Origin of the sequence: Herbiconiux sp. (assembly GCF_004297105.1) — a bacterium.
In the GTDB taxonomy this organism is placed as follows: Bacteria; Actinomycetota; Actinomycetes; order Actinomycetales; family Microbacteriaceae; genus Herbiconiux.
The window spans coordinates 225,337-241,780 of record NZ_SCVE01000020.1; the positions used below are offsets into that span (position 1 = coordinate 225,337).

The 16,444-nt window shown below is 68.2% G+C and carries 14 protein-coding genes; 4 read left to right on the forward strand and 10 right to left on the reverse strand.

Annotated features, from left to right (window positions below; all coding sequences use genetic code 11):
- Positions 1 to 25 precede the first annotated feature (25 nt).
- Genes EPO52_RS17160 through dut form a run of 4 tightly spaced genes read right to left on the reverse strand, consistent with a single transcriptional unit; the run spans position 26 to position 4,304 of the window.
- Entirely contained in the window at positions 26 to 2,395 is a 2,370-nt protein-coding gene (locus tag EPO52_RS17160) for an HAD-IC family P-type ATPase (protein ID WP_290809013.1), read from the reverse strand.
- A 7-nt stretch (positions 2,396 to 2,402) separates the two neighbouring features.
- Complete coding sequence (locus EPO52_RS17165) at positions 2,403 to 3,149, reverse strand: DUF3159 domain-containing protein (protein WP_290809015.1); 747 nt, start codon at positions 3,147 to 3,149, stop codon at positions 2,403 to 2,405.
- Positions 3,150 to 3,159: 10 nt separating this feature from the next.
- Positions 3,160 to 3,849, reverse strand: coding sequence for a DUF3710 domain-containing protein (locus EPO52_RS17170; RefSeq protein ID WP_290809017.1), 690 nt, complete (start codon positions 3,847 to 3,849; stop codon positions 3,160 to 3,162).
- On the reverse strand, positions 3,846 to 4,304 hold the full coding sequence (gene dut, locus EPO52_RS17175; RefSeq protein WP_290809019.1) for a dUTP diphosphatase: 459 nt from the start codon (positions 4,302 to 4,304) through the stop codon (positions 3,846 to 3,848). The genes EPO52_RS17170 and dut overlap by 4 nt, the downstream gene beginning before the upstream one ends.
- Positions 4,305 to 4,343: 39 nt before the next feature.
- On the opposite strand from dut, the gene EPO52_RS17180 reads away from it, so the two are divergent.
- The gene (locus EPO52_RS17180) at positions 4,344 to 4,790 is read left to right on the forward strand and encodes a DUF3093 domain-containing protein (protein ID WP_290809021.1); all 447 of its coding nucleotides are present in this window, start codon (positions 4,344 to 4,346) and stop codon (positions 4,788 to 4,790) included.
- 24 nt (positions 4,791 to 4,814) lie between these two features.
- On the opposite strand, the gene EPO52_RS17185 is transcribed toward EPO52_RS17180, so the two are convergent.
- Positions 4,815 to 5,108 (reverse strand): DUF4193 domain-containing protein, encoded by a 294-nt coding sequence (locus tag EPO52_RS17185; RefSeq protein ID WP_290809022.1) that lies wholly within the window; start codon positions 5,106 to 5,108, stop codon positions 4,815 to 4,817.
- A gap of 201 nt (positions 5,109 to 5,309) precedes the next feature.
- On the opposite strand from EPO52_RS17185, the gene sepH reads away from it, so the two are divergent.
- The gene (gene sepH / locus EPO52_RS17190; protein WP_290809024.1) at positions 5,310 to 6,503 is read left to right on the forward strand and encodes a septation protein SepH; all 1,194 of its coding nucleotides are present in this window, start codon (positions 5,310 to 5,312) and stop codon (positions 6,501 to 6,503) included.
- Positions 6,504 to 6,604: 101 nt separating this feature from the next.
- Here the strand turns inward: sepH and EPO52_RS17195 are convergent, their stop codons facing one another.
- Positions 6,605 to 7,750: an alkaline phosphatase family protein gene (locus tag EPO52_RS17195; protein WP_290809026.1), complete on the reverse strand. Its 1,146-nt coding sequence runs from the start codon at positions 7,748 to 7,750 to the stop codon at positions 6,605 to 6,607.
- A gap of 84 nt (positions 7,751 to 7,834) precedes the next feature.
- On the opposite strand from EPO52_RS17195, the gene EPO52_RS17200 reads away from it, so the two are divergent.
- Positions 7,835 to 10,330: a DNA topoisomerase IV subunit A gene (locus EPO52_RS17200; protein WP_290809028.1), complete on the forward strand. Its 2,496-nt coding sequence runs from the start codon at positions 7,835 to 7,837 to the stop codon at positions 10,328 to 10,330.
- 22 nt (positions 10,331 to 10,352) lie between these two features.
- Here the strand turns inward: EPO52_RS17200 and EPO52_RS17205 are convergent, their stop codons facing one another.
- Positions 10,353 to 10,583 (reverse strand): hypothetical protein, encoded by a 231-nt coding sequence (locus tag EPO52_RS17205; RefSeq protein WP_290809030.1) that lies wholly within the window; start codon positions 10,581 to 10,583, stop codon positions 10,353 to 10,355.
- A 221-nt stretch (positions 10,584 to 10,804) separates the two neighbouring features.
- On the opposite strand from EPO52_RS17205, the gene EPO52_RS17210 reads away from it, so the two are divergent.
- Positions 10,805 to 12,892, forward strand: a complete 2,088-nt coding sequence (locus tag EPO52_RS17210) for a DNA topoisomerase IV subunit B (RefSeq protein WP_290809031.1) — start codon at positions 10,805 to 10,807, stop codon at positions 12,890 to 12,892.
- Here EPO52_RS17210 and EPO52_RS17215 read toward each other — a convergent pair whose 3' ends face one another.
- Genes EPO52_RS17215 through EPO52_RS17225 form a run of 3 tightly spaced genes read right to left on the reverse strand, consistent with a single transcriptional unit; the run spans position 12,893 to position 16,288 of the window.
- Complete coding sequence (locus tag EPO52_RS17215; RefSeq protein ID WP_290809033.1) at positions 12,893 to 13,639, reverse strand: hypothetical protein; 747 nt, start codon at positions 13,637 to 13,639, stop codon at positions 12,893 to 12,895.
- Positions 13,636 to 14,961, reverse strand: coding sequence for a MurT ligase domain-containing protein (locus EPO52_RS17220; RefSeq protein ID WP_290809035.1), 1,326 nt, complete (start codon positions 14,959 to 14,961; stop codon positions 13,636 to 13,638). Before EPO52_RS17220 ends, EPO52_RS17215 begins: the two co-directional genes overlap by 4 nt.
- 4 nt (positions 14,962 to 14,965) lie before the next feature.
- Positions 14,966 to 16,288, reverse strand: coding sequence for an RNA polymerase sigma factor (locus tag EPO52_RS17225; protein WP_290809037.1), 1,323 nt, complete (start codon positions 16,286 to 16,288; stop codon positions 14,966 to 14,968).
- Positions 16,289 to 16,444: the final 156 nt, after the last annotated feature.

Sequence of the window (16,444 nt, forward strand, 5' to 3'; positions counted from 1 at the left end):
TGACGTCAAGATAAATATAGCACTCTCACTCGCGATCGAAGACGAGCCCACGCCGTCGCGCGATGCGGTACCAGACCTCGATGAGCACGGCCCCCGTGAGCCCGATGCCGACCGCAGCCACAAGTGCCTCGGGATGAGTCACCTGGAACACGAAGAAAGCCCTCGAGAACGGCACCAGGTAGGCCAGGACGAACACCGCCACCGCACCTAGGACCATGCCGAGTCGCCACGAGCTGAGCGGCCGGGCGAGCACGCAGAGAACCCAGAGCGACACGATGAAGAGGGTGATCGTGACCAGGCTCCGCTGCTCGATCAGGGGCACCAGGAGCTGCAGCACGCTGAAAGAGGCCACGACGGCGGCGCCGGCGATGAGGCCCGTGGGCACCGAGAACAGCAGCATGCGGCGCAGCACGCCCGGCCGGTAGCGACGCCGGTTCGGCGCGAGGGCGAGAAAGAACGACGGGATGCCGATGGCCAGCGCCGACACGAGCGTCATCTGCCGGGGAAGGAACGGGAACTTCCACAGCAGCACGGCGCTCACGAGTGCCAGCACGATGCCGTAGACGGTCTTCGTCAGGAAGAGGTTCGACACCCGCTCGACATTGGCGATCACGCGCCGGGCGTAGAGCAGAACGGTGGGAAGCCGATCGAATCGGCTGTCGAGCAGAACGAGGCGCGACACGGCACGCGTGGCCGGAGTGGCGTTTCCCATGGCGATGCCGAGGTCGGCGTCTTTCACCGCCATCGCGTCGTTGACGCCGTCGCCGGTCATCGCCACGGTGCGTCCCTCGGCCTGGAGGGCGTGCACGACCCGGCGCTTCTGCTCGGGCGCCACGCGGCCGTAGACGCTCACGTGGGCGAGCGAGGCGTCGATCTCGGCATCGGTGGTGAGCGTGCGGGCGTCGACGGCGACCGGGTCGAGGCCCAGCTCCCCCGCGATCGAGCCGACCGTGACCGGGTTGTCGCCCGAGAGCACCACCACCCGCACATCCTGATCGGCGAAGTACCCCAGTGTCGGCCGCGCGTCGGCGCGAACGGTCTCGTGGAACACGGCGATCGCCACCGCCCGGAAGCCGTCACCCGGATGCTCGGCGTCGGCGTAGTCGGCGGCGTCGCCCGTGCCGATGCCGAAGGCGAGCGTGCGGCGCCCATCGGCCGCGATCTCCATGGCCTGGGCGAGAGCATCCGGAGCGGCGGCGAGAAGTCGTTCCGGGGCGCCGAGCAGCCAGGTCTGCCGCACACCCGTGGCCGGATCGTCGAACGTGAGGGCACTGAAGGCGCGCCGGGAGCTGAACGGGAGACGTTCGATCACCGTGGAGCCGTCTCCGGCGAAGTGCGGCCGCAGAGCCAGCGCCGTCGGGTTGGCCGCCACATCGGCGGCGATGAGCCCGAGCACGCGGTCGACATCGGCCACCGGCACGGTGGGATCGAGGGTGACCAATCGTTCGAAACCGATGTCGCCGGTGGTGAGCGTGCCCGTCTTGTCGAGGCACAGCACGTCGACGCGCGCCAGCACCTCCACGGCGGCGAGCTCCTGCATCAGCACCTTCTGCCGGGCGAGCTGGATGACGGCGACCCCGAACGCGAGGCTGGTGAGCAGCACGAGCCCCTCGGGGATCATGCCCACCACGCTCGCCACGGCATCGAGGGCCGCGTGCCGCCACGACTCCGCCGAGACGGTGTCGAGACCGTCGAGCCCGCCGTACGCGAGCACCCGGCCCACCAGCACGATGCCGATGACGGGGATGAGCATCCAGGTCAGGTACACCAGGATGCGCGTCGTCGATGCCCGCAGCTCGGAGTGTACGAGAGTGCGTTTCTTGATCTCGCGGGTGAGCGTGTTCGCATACGACTCCGCCCCCACTCCGGTGACGAGGGCATCCGCGGTGCCCGCCACGATGAGTGAGCCCGACAGAACCGGATCGCCCACGCGTTTGACGATGGGCTCGGACTCACCCGTGAGCATCGACTCGTCGACGAGGAGGTCGGCCACGGCTTCGAGGGTGGCATCCGCCGTCACCTGGTCGCCCGGCCGCAGCAGCACAAGGTCGTCGAGCACGATCATCTCGGGCGCCACCACCACGACCTCGCCGTTGCGGTACACGGCGGTCTCGGGAGCGGCGAGCAGGGCGAGCCTGTCGAGGCTGGCCTTCGCCCGCAGCTCCTGCACGATGCCGATGAGGGCGTTCACCACCACGATGCCGAAGAAGAGGGCGTCGCCCAGGTCGCCGAGGAGCAGGACGGCGATGAAGCACGCCGTGAGGATGGCGTTGAAGAAGGTGAAGACGTTCTCGCGCAGGATGCTGCCCACGGAGCGCGACGTGGAGGTGTCGCTGACATTGGTGAGCCCGCGGGCCACCCGATCGGCGACCTCGGCGTCGGTCAGACCCCCCACGGCGCCGTCAGTCGCCCGGGCCGGAGACGGCGTCGCTCGCGAGCGGGGCGGGCGCCGGCCTCGCGTAGGCGGCGCGCACGAGCAGCCAGGTGATCCAGAGCAGCACCGCGTAGAACGGGACGCCCAGGAAGAGCTTCACGGCCGCCAGGATCTCGGTCTGGCCCGCGAGATACAGCGGCAGTTCGGCGAGCAACCGGATGGCGAACAGGCCCACCCAGCACCAGGTGGCCACGAGCACGACCCGTCCCTTCGCCTTGTCTGCCCGGTAGCCGCCCGGGTCGTTCGCGAGCAGGCTCACGATGATGCCGATGAGCGGACGCCGCACCACGAGAGAGATGAGGAGAGCCACGAGGCACACCACGTTGATGGCGATGCCGAGCACGAAGTTGTCCTCCGCGCGCCCGGTGAAGAGCGCGAGCCCCGCCGAGATGCCCACGCCGAGCAATCCGGCGACGGCGGGCATCACGGCGCTCCGGGTGACCAGCCGCACCAGGACGAACAGCACGGATGCGGCGACGGGCGCGATGACCGCCAGGGCGAGGTTCTTCGTGACGGTGTAGATGACGAGGAAGCCGAGACCGGGGAGGATCGACTCGATCAGCCCTCGCACACCCCCGATGGCCTTGAGCAGCGAGGCTCCGGTGGGGGTCTCTCCGGGCGTGACCTGCCCGATGCCCGCATTCCGGGCCGCCTGGGCGAAGGCCTCGTGGAAGGTCGGGCGCGCCTCGTCGGGGGTGCCGTGCTCGTTCGTCATCGACGCGGCCTCAGGATGCGGCGGGCGTCGAACCGCCGGATGCCGCCGTCTTCGGGATGGAGAGCGGGATGAGGTCGCGGGGCGGCATCGGCGAGGAGCCGCGCACCACCACGACGCTCCGGAAGAGCTCTTCCACCGCCGCCTGCGCGGCGGGGTTGTTGATGGCCTCGCCGGCGATCACACCGCGCAGCAGCCAGCGCGGGCCGTCGACGCCCACGAAGCGGGCGATGCGCATTCCCTGCGTGCCGTCGGGCGCCGCTGCGGGCACCCCGGCCACGAGCTCGGGGCCGAAGGGACCGATCTGCGCCGTGCTCTTGCCGCCCTGCTTCAGGATCTGATCCTCGATCTGCTCGCGGATCTCGTGCCAGAGACCCGTGGAGCGCGGCGCGGCGAAGGCCTGCACCTGCAGCGTGGAGCCCGCGTAGTCGAGGCCCACGGCGACCACTCGGTTGGTGCCCTCCTCGACCTCGAGACGGAGATGGAGGCCCTCGCGGGGCAGGATCTTGAGGCCGCCGAGATCGACGTAGGGGCGGGCGGGGTTCGCCTCGGTGGCGTCGAAAGGCCCCTCGGTGGCGCGGTCGGCGGGTGCGGACTTCGCGTCGCGGTCGACCACCTCGGGAGCGTCGGCCTCTGCGGCATCCGTCGATTCGATGTCGGTGGGCGTCTTGTCGTCGTCGGGCACGATTTCGTTGTCGGTCATGACTGATTTCCGTTCGTAGGCGACGAGTATCCGGTGGAGCCGAATCCTCCCTCGCCGCGGTGGCTCCCGGGGAGCTCCTCGACCGGCACGAACACGGCTCGTGTCACCGGCATCACGATCAGTTGCGCGATTCTGTCGCCGACGGCGATATCGTACGGCACCTGGCTGTCGGTGTTCAGGAGGATGACCTTGAGTTCGCCGCGATAGCCGGCGTCGATGGTGCCCGGGGAGTTCACGACGGTGATGCCGTGCTTGGCCGCGAGTCCGCTGCGGGGTACCACGAAGGCGACGAAACCGTCGGGCAGGGCGATCGACACGCCGGTGCCCACCATCCGTCGTTCACCGGGTGCGAGCGTCAGCGCCTCGCTGGCGAGCAGATCGGCCCCCGCGTCGCCCGGATGCGCGTACACCGGAACGTTCTGAGCGGTGATGAGGATCTCTACGGATGAAGTCACGAGTCGAGGGTAGTGCAGAAAGAATGATCGAATAGGGACATGTCGCACTATCGGGAGAGACTCTCCCCCTCGCTCTGGGTGTTCATTTCCATCGCACTGGTGATACCGGCGAGCATCATCGTGTTCATCCCGCTCCCGTCGGCGCCTGGTCTGCTGATCGGGTCTGTCGTCGGCGTCGGGATCTTCGCCGGGTTCGTGATCGGGTTGCTGGCGAGCGCACCCGTCATCACGGTCCAGGACGGCACCCTGACGGTCGGCCGGGCCTCGATCCCCGTCGAGCTCGTGGGCGACGTCGAGGAGTTCCGCGGAGAGGATGCACGGGCCCAACGCGGACCGCAGCTCGACGCCCGGGCCTACCTGTGCATCCGGGGCTGGGTCGGGCCCGTCGTGAAAATGCGAATCGCCGATCCGCAGGATCCGACACCCTACTGGCTGGTGTCGACCCGGCGGCCCGGCGATCTCATCGAAGCGCTGTCGACGCGCTGAACGCGCGACCCGCGGGAGGTGTCGCTAGCTCGCGCACTCCACGCAGATGGCACCGATCTTCTCCTCGTGATCGATCTGCGAGCGGTGCTTCACGAGGAAGCAGCTCACGCAGGTGAATTCGTCGGCCTGCGGAGGCAGGACGACGACATCGAGATCGAGATCGGAGAGGTCGGCACCCGGCAGCTCGAAGCCACCCGGGTTGTCGGCGTCGTCGACATCCACGACACCGGACATCTTGTCCGGCACACGCTCCTTCAGCGCTTCGATCGAATCCGAGTCGTCATCGGTCTTGCGCGGTGCGTCGTAATCAGTCGCCATGCCCATCCACTTCTTGATTCTTGCCCATTAACCAAATCGGCGGCGTTAGTTTGCATCAAACGGGCGGGAATAGCAAACCGCTGCATGAGCATCAATTACTCACGCCGCTAGCAACTTGCGGCACGCCCGGAACATTCCCGCCCGCGGGGCCTCCTGCGTGGCATCCTGACAGCGAACAGTGACCTCTGGAGGCCTTTCACCATGCAGGATTTGACGGTTGTCGGAGTCGAGAACGGGGCGTTGATCGTCTCGAGCGACGGCGGTGAGCGATTCCGTGTCGCCATCGACGAGCTTCTCCAATCCACCATCAGGAAGGGCCTCTCGTCCGCGCAGAGCGGAAAGAAGGTCTCGCCGCGCGAGATCCAGACGCACATCCGCGCCGGCCTGTCCACCTTCGAGGTGGCCGAGCTCACCGGTGCCGATGTCGAGTACATCGAGCGCTTCGAAGGCCCCGTGGTGGCCGAGCGGCAGTTCATGGTCGATTCCGCCCTGCGCGTGCCGGTGCAGCCCACGAGCCCCGCCGATCCTCTGGGCGAAGAACCCACGTCGACGTTCGGCGACGCGCTCGAAGAGCGCCTCGAGGGGCTGGATGCGCGTGACATCCGCTGGGCCTCGTGGAAAGACGAGACCGGCTGGATCGTGAAGCTCACCTTCACCTCCCGTGAGATCGACCACGACGCCCGCTGGCAGTTCGACCCGAAGCGGCACGTGCTCACTCCCCTCAACAACGAGGCCACGACGCTCTCCCGCCACGGCGAACTCACCGAGGGGCTCATCCCCCGGCTGCGTGCCGTGTCGACCCCTGAGCCCGGTGACAGCCGTTTCGACAGCGGTGCGTTCGAGCGTGTGCTCCCGGCCGAGCCTGCTCTGCTGCGGGCGACGGATGATTCCGGCGACACCGAATCGGACGACACCGCCGACACCGCGGAGGCCCCCGCCATCCTGCTCTCGGGAACCATCGGCACCGCCCGCCCCAAGGAGCAGACGAAGCCGTACGACGGGTTCGCTGTGAAGCGGGCACCCGACGACGCGGACACCGCCGACCACAACCAGACGGCCGACCTGCTCGAGGCACTGCGGCGCCGTCGTGGGGAGCGCGAGTCGGCGGCGGGGTTCGATGCAGACGAAGCGGAGCATCCGATCTTCGGAGGCCCCCGCGCGGTCGCCGATGCCAGCGTGACCGACACGCCTCTCGACGGCCTCGAGACCGAGCTGATCGTCACCGCGCCCGTCGTGTCACCGGGCGACCAGCGCGAGACCGGCGCTCCGCCCCAGTCCGCGACCCCGAAGACCATGCCCGCGGCGAAGCAGAGCGGCCCCAAGCGGCAGCGTGCGGCGATGCCGAGCTGGGACGAGATCGTGTTCGGCGCCCGCAGCGAAGACGATCCGGCCTGACACGCGTCTCCACCCCGGGTACGACGGAGTTCTGGCGAATCGGCGGGCAACGACGGACTGTCTACGGCGTGTCGCCGCGATTCTCCGTCGATAGCGGCTGACTACGGCCGGAAGGCACCCACGCGCAGCAAGGGCACCATCGTCTCCTCGGCCGTGAGGGAGCCGTGCTGGCCGATCATCGATCGGCCGGCGGTGTCACCTTCGCGACCGTCGTAGTAGGCCACGCGTTTGCGCGCCGCCACGATGACATCGCCGAGTCGCGGCTCGACCTCGGGATCGACGGGTCCGAACCATCCGGCGGCGATCGCCTCGTCGCGGGTTGCGATCCAGGCGCGGGACTCCTCGCTACGCCGCCAGGCCGCCGCGAGGGCCTCACGATCGGCGGGGGTCGCTCCTGGCTCCAGGTAGAGCTGCAGGCAGCGCGGGTCGCCGCCCACGTGCCGCACTCCGGCCACGAGCTCGGGAATCTGCCCGAACAGGATGTGTCCCGAACCGGGTACGTCGACCACACCGTGGTCGGCCGTGAGAAGAAGGCCCTCGGTGCGGCCCAGCGTCGCAGCGAACCGCCCGAACTCGGAGTCGAGCACCTCGAGGGTGGCGAGCCAGCGATCGGACTCCCAGCCGCGCGCGTGAGCGAGCTGGTCGAGTTCGGGAACGTACAGATAGATGAGCCTGCGGCCGCCCTCGTCGAGCAGCGAGCGGGCCGCGGCGAACCGCTCGGCGATCGTGCCGGCGGACACGTACGACGCCCCGCGGAGAATCGCGTGAGTGAGCCCGGAGTCGGCGTACTTCACGGGGCCGATGGTGTTGCTCGGGATGCCCGACTCGCTCAGGCGCTCGAACAGCGTGGGGAGCCGCTGCCAGGTGCGGGGCGGCATCGCCTCCGACCAGCCGGAGAGCTGGTTGACCACGGTATCGATGGCGGGGACGAGGGCCGTGTACCCCACGATGCCGTGCTGCCCGGGGCGGGCGCCCGTGGTGAGCGACGCGAGGGCCGCTGCCGTGGTCGTGGGGAAGCCGCTCACCAGCGTGGCATTCTTGGTAAAGAACTCCGTCATCGCCCGGGCGTGGCCCGCGCGCGCCCGCAGCGCCGCGGCGCCGAGGCCGTCGACCAGCACCACCACCGCCCGCTCCACCGCAGGGAGACCGAGCCGGTTGCCCTGGCCCTCGATCGCGGCCACGCAACTCGGCAACACGTCGGCGAGCGTCAGCTCGTCGGGCCCGCGCGTCGGTAGCATGGTGGACATTCGGCCAAGTCTGGCACACGACCCCTTCGTCACGCCCCGAGCTCTTGAGGCATCCGGGACGCGGCACGCTCGAGAAGACACAGAATGACAGCAGCGACGAACGATCCCACCGCGACCGATCCAGGCACGGGCGTCGAGAAGATCCTCGATGTCGACGTCTCGACCGAGATGCAGGACTCGTTCCTCGAATACGCCTACTCGGTCATCTATTCGCGGGCGCTCCCGGATGCGCGCGACGGCCTCAAACCGGTGCAGCGACGCATCCTGTACATGATGAGCGACATGGGCCTGCGCCCCGACCGCGGTCACGTGAAGAGCGCGCGGGTCGTGGGAGAGGTGATGGGCAAGCTGCACCCGCACGGCGACACCGCCATCTACGACGCGCTCGTGCGTCTCGCCCAGTCGTGGACCATGCGCGTTCCGCTCATCGACGGCCACGGCAACTTCGGGTCGCCGGATGACGGCCCCGCCGCATCCCGCTACACCGAGGCCCGCCTCGACTCCCCCGCGCTCAGCATGGTCGACGGACTCGACGAAGACGTGGTCGACTTCGTGCCGAACTACGACAACCAGCTCACCCAGCCCGAGGTGCTGCCCGCCGCCATCCCGAACCTGCTCGTGAACGGCGCCAGCGGCATCGCGGTGGGCATGGCCACCAACATGGCACCCCACAACCTCATCGAGGTGGTGGCCGGCGCGCGCTACCTGATCGACAATCCCACTGCCTCCCTCGACGAGCTGATGCAGTTCATCCCCGGGCCCGATCTGCCGGGCGGCGGCACGATCGTGGGTCTCGCGGGTGTGCGCGACGCGTACGAGACCGGTCGCGGTGCCTTCAAGACCCGCGCCAAGGTCTCGATCGAGAACCTCACGGCGCGCAAGACCGGCCTCGTGGTCACCGAACTCCCCTATCTCGTGGGGCCCGAGAAGGTGATCGCCAAGATCAAAGACGGCGTCACGGCTAAGAAGATCCAGGGCATCAGCGATGTCACCGACCTCACCGACCGCACCCACGGTCTGCGCCTCGTCATCGGGATCAAGACGGGCTTCGACCCGGATGCGGTGCTCGAGCAGCTCTACAAGCTCACCCCGCTCGAGGAGAGCTTCAACATCAACAACGTCGCGCTGGTCGACGGCGGCCCTCTGACTCTCGGCCTCCGCGACCTGCTCGTGGTCTACGTGAACCACCGCATCGACGTCGTGACGCGGCGCACGAAGTGGCGTCTCGACCGCCGGCGCGAACGCCTGCACCTCGTCGAGGGCCTCCTGATCGCCATCCTCGACATCGACGAGGTCATCCAGGTCATCCGCACGAGCGACGACACGGATGCGGCGCGCACTCGGCTCATCGAGGTCTTCGAGTTGAGCGTGCTGCAGGCCGACTACATCCTCGAACTGCGCCTGCGCCGGCTCACGAAGTTCTCCCGCATCGAGCTCGAGTCGGAGCGCGACAAGCTCCGCGAGGAGATCGCACAGCTCGAAGCGCTGCTCGCCGACCCCGCACTCATCCGTCAGACCGTCTCCAACGAACTCGATGAGGTGGCGGAGAAATACGGCACGCCGCGGCGCACGATGCTCACCGAGGCGCGGCCCGCCCTGGCCGGCGCCTCGAAGCGCGCACAGCCCGTGCTCGAGGTAGCCGACTCGCCCTGCGTCGTGTACCTCAGCACCACCGGCCGCGTCGTGAGGGTCGATCGTGACCCGGCCACCGACGGCTCGGATGGCGGTCCCACCGTGTCCACGCGCCGCTCGAAGCACGATGCGATCCGCAGCGAGGTCGAGACCACCCGTCGCTCGGAGGTGGGCGCCGTCACCGACACGGGCCGCCTCATCCGGATGCCCGTGCTCGACCTCCCCGCGGTGCCCGCCAACTCGGTTCAGCTCGCCGCCGGCGTGAAGGTCGGCGACTACCTCACCCTCGACTCCAAGCGGGAGACGATCGTGGGACTCGTCTCACTCGACTCCACCATCCCGATCGCCCTCGGAACCGCCCAGGGCGTCGTGAAGCGTGTGGCACCGGGTGGCTACCCGGCGAAGCCCGACTTCGACATCATCGCCCTGAAACCGGGTGACAAGGTCGTGGGCGTGGCCCAGCACTCGGAGGACGACGAACTCGTGTTCATCACGTCCGACGCGCAACTGCTGCGCTTCTTCCAGGCGAGTGTGCGGCCCCAGGGTGCCGCCGCGGGGGGAATGGCGGGCATCAACCTGGGGTCGGGCGCATCCGTCATCTGGTTCGGATCGGTGCCCGACACGCTCGACGCCGTGGTCGTCACGATCGCGGGCAGCTCATCCACCCTTCCGGGCACGGATGCCGGCACCGGCAAGGTCTCGGAGTTCTCCGAGTTCCCACCGAAGGGGCGGGCCACAGGCGGCGTGCGGGCTCACCGCTTCTTGAAGGGCGAGGACGCGCTCACCGTGGCGTGGGCCGGGCCGGCTCCCGCACTGGCGGTCGGAAACGACGGCGCCGCCCGCACCCTCCCCGAGACGGGGGCCCGACGCGATGCATCGGGTGTGGGCTTGGGCGGCGTGATCGGCACGATCGGAGCAGAGCGCTCGCGCCGGAACGTCGAGGGCTGAGCCTCGGCCTGAGGGGCCGAGCTCAGTCGGCGAGCAGCTTGGCCGACTCGTCGTGCCAGCCGGTGGCGACCTGCGAGAGCTTCTCTTCGTACTTGCGACCGTGGTGAGCGCAGAACAGCAGCTCGCCGCCGGAAGGCATGTCGACCTTGATGTAGGCCTGGGCCCCACAGCTGTCACACCGGTCGGCTGCCGTGAGCTGGTACGCGTTCTCCAGGTCGGAAACAGCGTTAGATTCTGCGGCGACTGACTGCATCTTCTGCTCCTTAGGGGCTCGAACGTCTCGGTGACTGGTACTGACATCAAAGCACCCTTCTGTAACAGGGAGGCCTCATTCGGCTGTGTTTCGCTGTGCGCGTAGCGGGAATACGCGGTGGGTGTCGCGGCCGGGGCCAGCGCCCGTTGCCGGTTAGCCTTGGAGATCGGGGCCGAGACCACGGCTCCCCCGTTCCCGACCTGTGATCTCAAGGAGCCCCGGTGGCCTCACCGTCCGACTACTCCGCCCGGCACCTGTCGGTGCTCGAAGGCCTCGAGGCGGTGCGCAAGCGTCCCGGCATGTACATCGGATCCACCGACTCGCGCGGCCTCATGCACTGCCTGTGGGAGATCATCGACAACTCGGTCGATGAAGCCCTCGGCGGACACGGCGACCGGATCGACGTGGTGCTGCACGACGACGGCAGCGTCGAGGTGCGCGACACCGCGCGCGGTGTGCCCGTCGACATCGAACCCAAGACGGGTCTCTCCGGCGTCGAGGTCGTGTACACGAAGCTGCACGCCGGCGGGAAGTTCGGCTCGGGCTCGTATGCGGCATCCGGTGGTCTGCACGGGGTGGGCGCCTCGGTGGTGAACGCGCTCTCGGAGCGACTCGACGTGGAGGTCGACCGCGACGGCAAGACCTGGGCCATGTCGTTCCACCGCGGTGAGCCGGGTGTCTTCGACGACAAGGGCGGTCAGCCGAGCCCGGATGCGCCGTTCACACCCTTCGAGAAGCGCAGCGAACTGCGCGTGACCGGCAAAGTGGCCAAGGCCAAGACCGGCACCCGCGTGCGCTACTGGGCCGATCGGCAGATCTTCACCAAGGGCGCCGAGTTCCAGACCGACGAGCTCGTGGTCCGTGCCCGGCAGACCGCCTTCCTGGTTCCCGGCCTCACGATCTCCATCGACGACGAGCGCGGCGAGGCTCCACGCAACGAGTCGTTCCGCTTCGAGGGCGGCATCTCCGAGTTCGCCGACCACCTCGCACCGGATGCCCCGCTCACCGACATCTGGCGCATCACCGGCACGGGCCAGTTCACGGAGACGGTGCCGGTACTCAGCGAATCGGGCGCGATGCTGCCCACCGAGCTCACCCGCGAGTGCACGGTCGACGTCGCACTGCGCTGGGGTATCGGCTACGACAGCACCTTCCGAAGCTTCGTGAACATCATCTCCACGCCGAAGGGTGGCACCCACCAAGCCGGCTTCGAAGCAGGGCTTCTCAAATTCCTGCGGCAGAGCGTCGAAGCCAACGCCCGGCGGCTGAAGCCGGGTACCGACAAGCTCGACAAAGAAGACGTGCTCGCGGGGCTCACCGCCGTGCTCACCGTGCGCCTGCCCGAACCGCAGTTCGAGGGTCAGACGAAGGAGATCCTCGGCACGCCCGCGGTGCGCAACATCGTCTCGCAGGTGGTCACCAAGGGGCTCGCCGAGCGCTTCTCGTCGACGAAGCGCGACGACAAGGCGCAGTCCGCGCTCGTGCTCGACAAAGTGGTGGCCGAGATGAAGTCGCGTCTGTCGGCGCGGGCTCACAAGGAGACGCAGCGGCGCAAGAACGCGCTGGAGTCGTCATCCCTCCCGGCGAAACTGGTCGACTGCCGCAGCTCCGACGTCGCCAACAGCGAACTCTTCATCGTGGAGGGCGACTCGGCCCTCGGCACGGCGAAACTGGCCCGCAACAGCGAATTCCAGGCGCTGCTGCCCATCCGGGGCAAGATCCTCAACGTGCAGAAGGCGTCGATCGCCGACATGCTCTCGAATGCCGAGTGCGCCTCCATCATCCAGGTGATCGGGGCCGGTTCCGGCCGCTCGTTCGACCTGTCGGCGGCGCGCTACGGCAAGATCATCCTGATGAGCGACGCGGATGTGGATGGGGCGCACATCCGCACCCTGCTGCTCACGCTGTTCTTCCGTTACATGCGGCCGCTGATCGAAGACGGGCGGGTCTACGCGGCCGTTCCGCCCTTGCACCGCGTGGTGGCGATCAATCCGGGATCGAAGCCCAACGACACGATCTACACCTATTCCGAGGCGGAGCTGCAGGGCGTGCTCGCACGCCTGAAGAAGGCCAACCGCCGCTATCAAGACCCGATTCAGCGCTACAAGGGCCTCGGGGAGATGGATGCCGACCAGCTCGCCTCCACGACGATGGACAAGCGCTATCGCACGCTGCGGCGCGTGAACGTGGCCGACGCGGCGGTGGCCGAGAAGATGTTCGACCTCCTCATGGGCGACGATGTGGCCCCGCGCAAGGAGTTCATCATCCAGGGCTCCGAGGGCATGTCGCGCGAGCGCATCGACGTGTGACTACTCCGAGAGGGGGGACGCGGCGATCGTGCCGCGGGCCTGGCGGGCGCGTTCGTCGATCTCGTGCAGCTTGTCGCTGCCCGGATCGCCGTACTGCAGGCTGCGGCGGTCGCGCGCGGTATCGAGCAAGGAATCGGCGATGAGCGGGTTGTTCGCGAGGATCGGGCCGTGCATGTGGGTGCCCAGGAGGTTGCCCTCCCAGAAGCCTTCGGCGCCCGGGGTCTCGCTGTTGCCGCGACCGTAGACCACCTTGCCGAGGGTGGCGTGCGGGCCGACCTCCGTGAAGGATCCGCGGTTCTCGAAGCCCACGATCGTGCCGAAGCGCTCCGACTCGAGCACGAGGTCGCCCACGACGCGCGTGCCGCCGTGCCGCGTCGAGACGGGGTACACACCGGCACCCTCGAGCACCTCGCCGTTCTCGAGCGCGACGGTCTGGCCGAGCAGCTGGAAGCCGGCGCCCACGGCGAGGAACGGCCGGTCGTCGGCCGCGAGTTCGCGCAACTCGGCGGCCACCGCGAGCACGAGCGGATGCGCGATCAGCTGAGCCGACACGGGCCCGCTGCCGATGAACACCAGATCCGCGTCGCCGAAGCCGACCGGCGCGCCGCCGTCGTACTCGTTGACGACCACCGGGAGCCCGCGCCACTCCGAACGCAGACGCAGGATCTCGACGTTGCCGCCCTCGCCGTTCAGGCCGAGCAGCCGCGGGAACAGGTGCAGGATGTTGAGGCTCTTCGTTGCGCTCACGCTGCGCCACCGCCTTCCAGCTCCTTGAAGCCGAGGATCTTGCGGATGAGCATCATCTGCTCGTAGTTCAGGATCATCACCTTGTGGCCGGTGGCCGGCTTCGGCAGCGCGAGGAAAGCCTTGAGCGCCGCGCGGACATCGAGGTCGACCGAACCCACGGGAATGCCGAGGTAGCCGAAGCGCACCGCGAACTGCCAGGCCTTCGAGCCGGTGATGCCGTCGACGTGGTCGAGGGCCGAGAAGTCGATGTCGTAGATCCACGAGGGATCGGGCGTGCCCTCGTCGACGGCGAGGAAGACCTGCTCCGGCGCGGCCTCGAGCGAGTCGAGGTTGAGCTGCAGACTCGCCGGGTTCTTCATCATGATGATTTCGATCTGCTCCCCCGCCACGTCGAGCAGCTCGCCGCGCCCGTAGACGGTGGCGAGAGTGTCGAGCGCTTCGCTGACGAGCTCAGGGCGGAACTGCTCCCCCAGCACGCTGCGCGCCGTGGCCGCGGCACCCGCGGCGTCGAGGGCGTAGTGCAGGCCGCGCGACGGCAATCGCACCTCGATCTCGGTGCGGGAGGCCTCATCCGGAGCGCTCGGCAGAACCGCGCTCTCGATCGACAGCGTGGCACGCGCGCCGTTCAGGGCCACCACTTCCACGGCGGCGGCGCGGGAACCCGGTGCGGCCGCCGACTCGTCGAAGCGATCGGCCGAAGCCACACCGTGGCCCGCGGGCTCGACGAGTTCGGGGAGACCACCGAAGAACGACACGGCACGGCCGGGGCGCGACGGGATGCGGGTGTCCATGTCGACCAAGAAGTTGTCTTCTCGGTTGAGGATCAGGCCCTCGGTCGAGGTGGCCGCGACGCGACCGAGCATGGCCGCGACGCGGTCGGGCTCGTGGTAGCGGTTCAGCTGGTCGATCTGGATGTTGAGCAGCAGCACCGTGCGCGGCTTCAGCAGCTCTGCGAGTCGGGTTCCGTAGCCCTCATCCACTTCGAGGATGGCGATGTCGGCGTCGAGGTGACCGCCCACCGAGACCTCGGAGAGCAGCGCCGATGCGATGCCCTGCGGGAGGTTTCCGCCCGACGGGTTGGTGAACACCTTCAGCCCGTGTGCCCGGATGATGGCCGCCAGCATGTTCGTGGTGGTCGACTTGCCGTTCGAGCCCGACACCGCCACGACACCCTTGGGGATGCGCGCGATCGTGCGCTCGAGGAAAGCGGGATCGATCTTGAGAGCGATGTTGCCGGGGATCGCCGACCCGCCGCCGCGCAGACGCGCAGCGACCCTGACGGCTCGTCCGACGAGGACGGCCGCGCTGGTTCGGAGGCCCATCGGCCTACTCGAGGTAGTCGCGCAGCGACTGCGATCGCGACGGGTGGCGCAGCTTCGCCATGGTCTTCGACTCGATCTGACGGATGCGCTCACGCGTCACGCCGAATGTGTCACCGATCTGGTCGAGGGTCTTCGGCATGCCGTCGCCGAGACCGAAGCGCATGCGGATGACGCCCGCCTCGCGCTCGGAGAGCGAATCGAGAAGCGACTCCAGCTGCTTCTGCAGCATGGTGAAGCCCACCGCATCGGCCGGCACGACCGCCTCGGTGTCTTCGATCAGATCGCCGAACTCGCTGTCGCCGTCTTCACCCAGCGGGGTGTGGAGGGAGATGGGCTCGCGGCCGTACTTCTGAACCTCGACCACCTTCTCGGGCGTCATGTCGAGTTCGCGGCTGAGCTCTTCCGGCGTGGGTTCGCGACCGAGATCCTGCAGCATCTGGCGCTGCACGCGGGCCAGCTTGTTGATGACCTCCACCATGTGCACCGGGATGCGGATGGTTCGTGCCTGGTCGGCCATGGCACGCGTGATGGCCTGGCGGATCCACCAGGTGGCGTAGGTGCTGAACTTGAAGCCCTTGGTGTAGTCGAACTTCTCGACCGCACGGATGAGGCCCAGGTTGCCCTCCTGGATGAGGTCGAGGAACTGCATGCCACGGCCGGTGTAGCGCTTGGCGAGCGACACCACGAGACGGAGGTTGGCGCCGAGCAGGTGGCTCTTGGCGCGCTGGCCGTCTTTCGCCACCCACTGCAGCTCGCGCTTGGCCTGCGGGCTGAGGTTGTCGGTGTTCGCCAGCTTGTCTTCGGCGAAGAGACCCGCCTCGATGCGCATGGCGAGCTCGACCTCTTCGGCCGCGTTGAGGAGCGCGACCTTTCCGATCTGCTTCAGGTAGTCCTTGACGGGGTCGGCCGTGGCACCGGTGATGGTGCTCGAGTAGACCGGAACGTCGTCTTCGTCGTCGACCAGCGAGAGAACGAGCGCACCGGTGGGAAGCGCTTCAGCCGCGGCAGCGGGCTTCGCCGTTCCGTCGTCGTCGGTCGCATCCGCCTCGGTGTCGTCGTCGGGTGCGACGACCTCGACCTCGTCGGTCGTGTCGACCTCGACGTCGGCCTCGTCGCCCGGCTCGATCTCTTCGTCGTCGGTGTCGTCGGATCCCTTGGCCTTGGTGGCACGCTTCGGGGCGGCTTTGACGGTCTTCGCGGCCGGCGCCTTGGCGGCAGCTTTCTTGGCAGGCGCGCGCTTCACGGGAGCGGCCGCGTTCGCGGTCGACTCGACCTCGTCAGGCGCCGTTGCCTTCTCGAGGGTGTCTGCGGACTTGGGGGTGGCCATTAGTTCACCTTTCATGCCATTCGACAGGAGTGAGACGTGCTCTCAGGGGCAAGAATCCGCCGAATGAAGATGTTTTTGGACATTACTAAGACCCATGTCAAGTGCGGGACTTTCGCAGCCGTAAGAGCAGCTGCATCCCTCCACAGGAACGGGTCT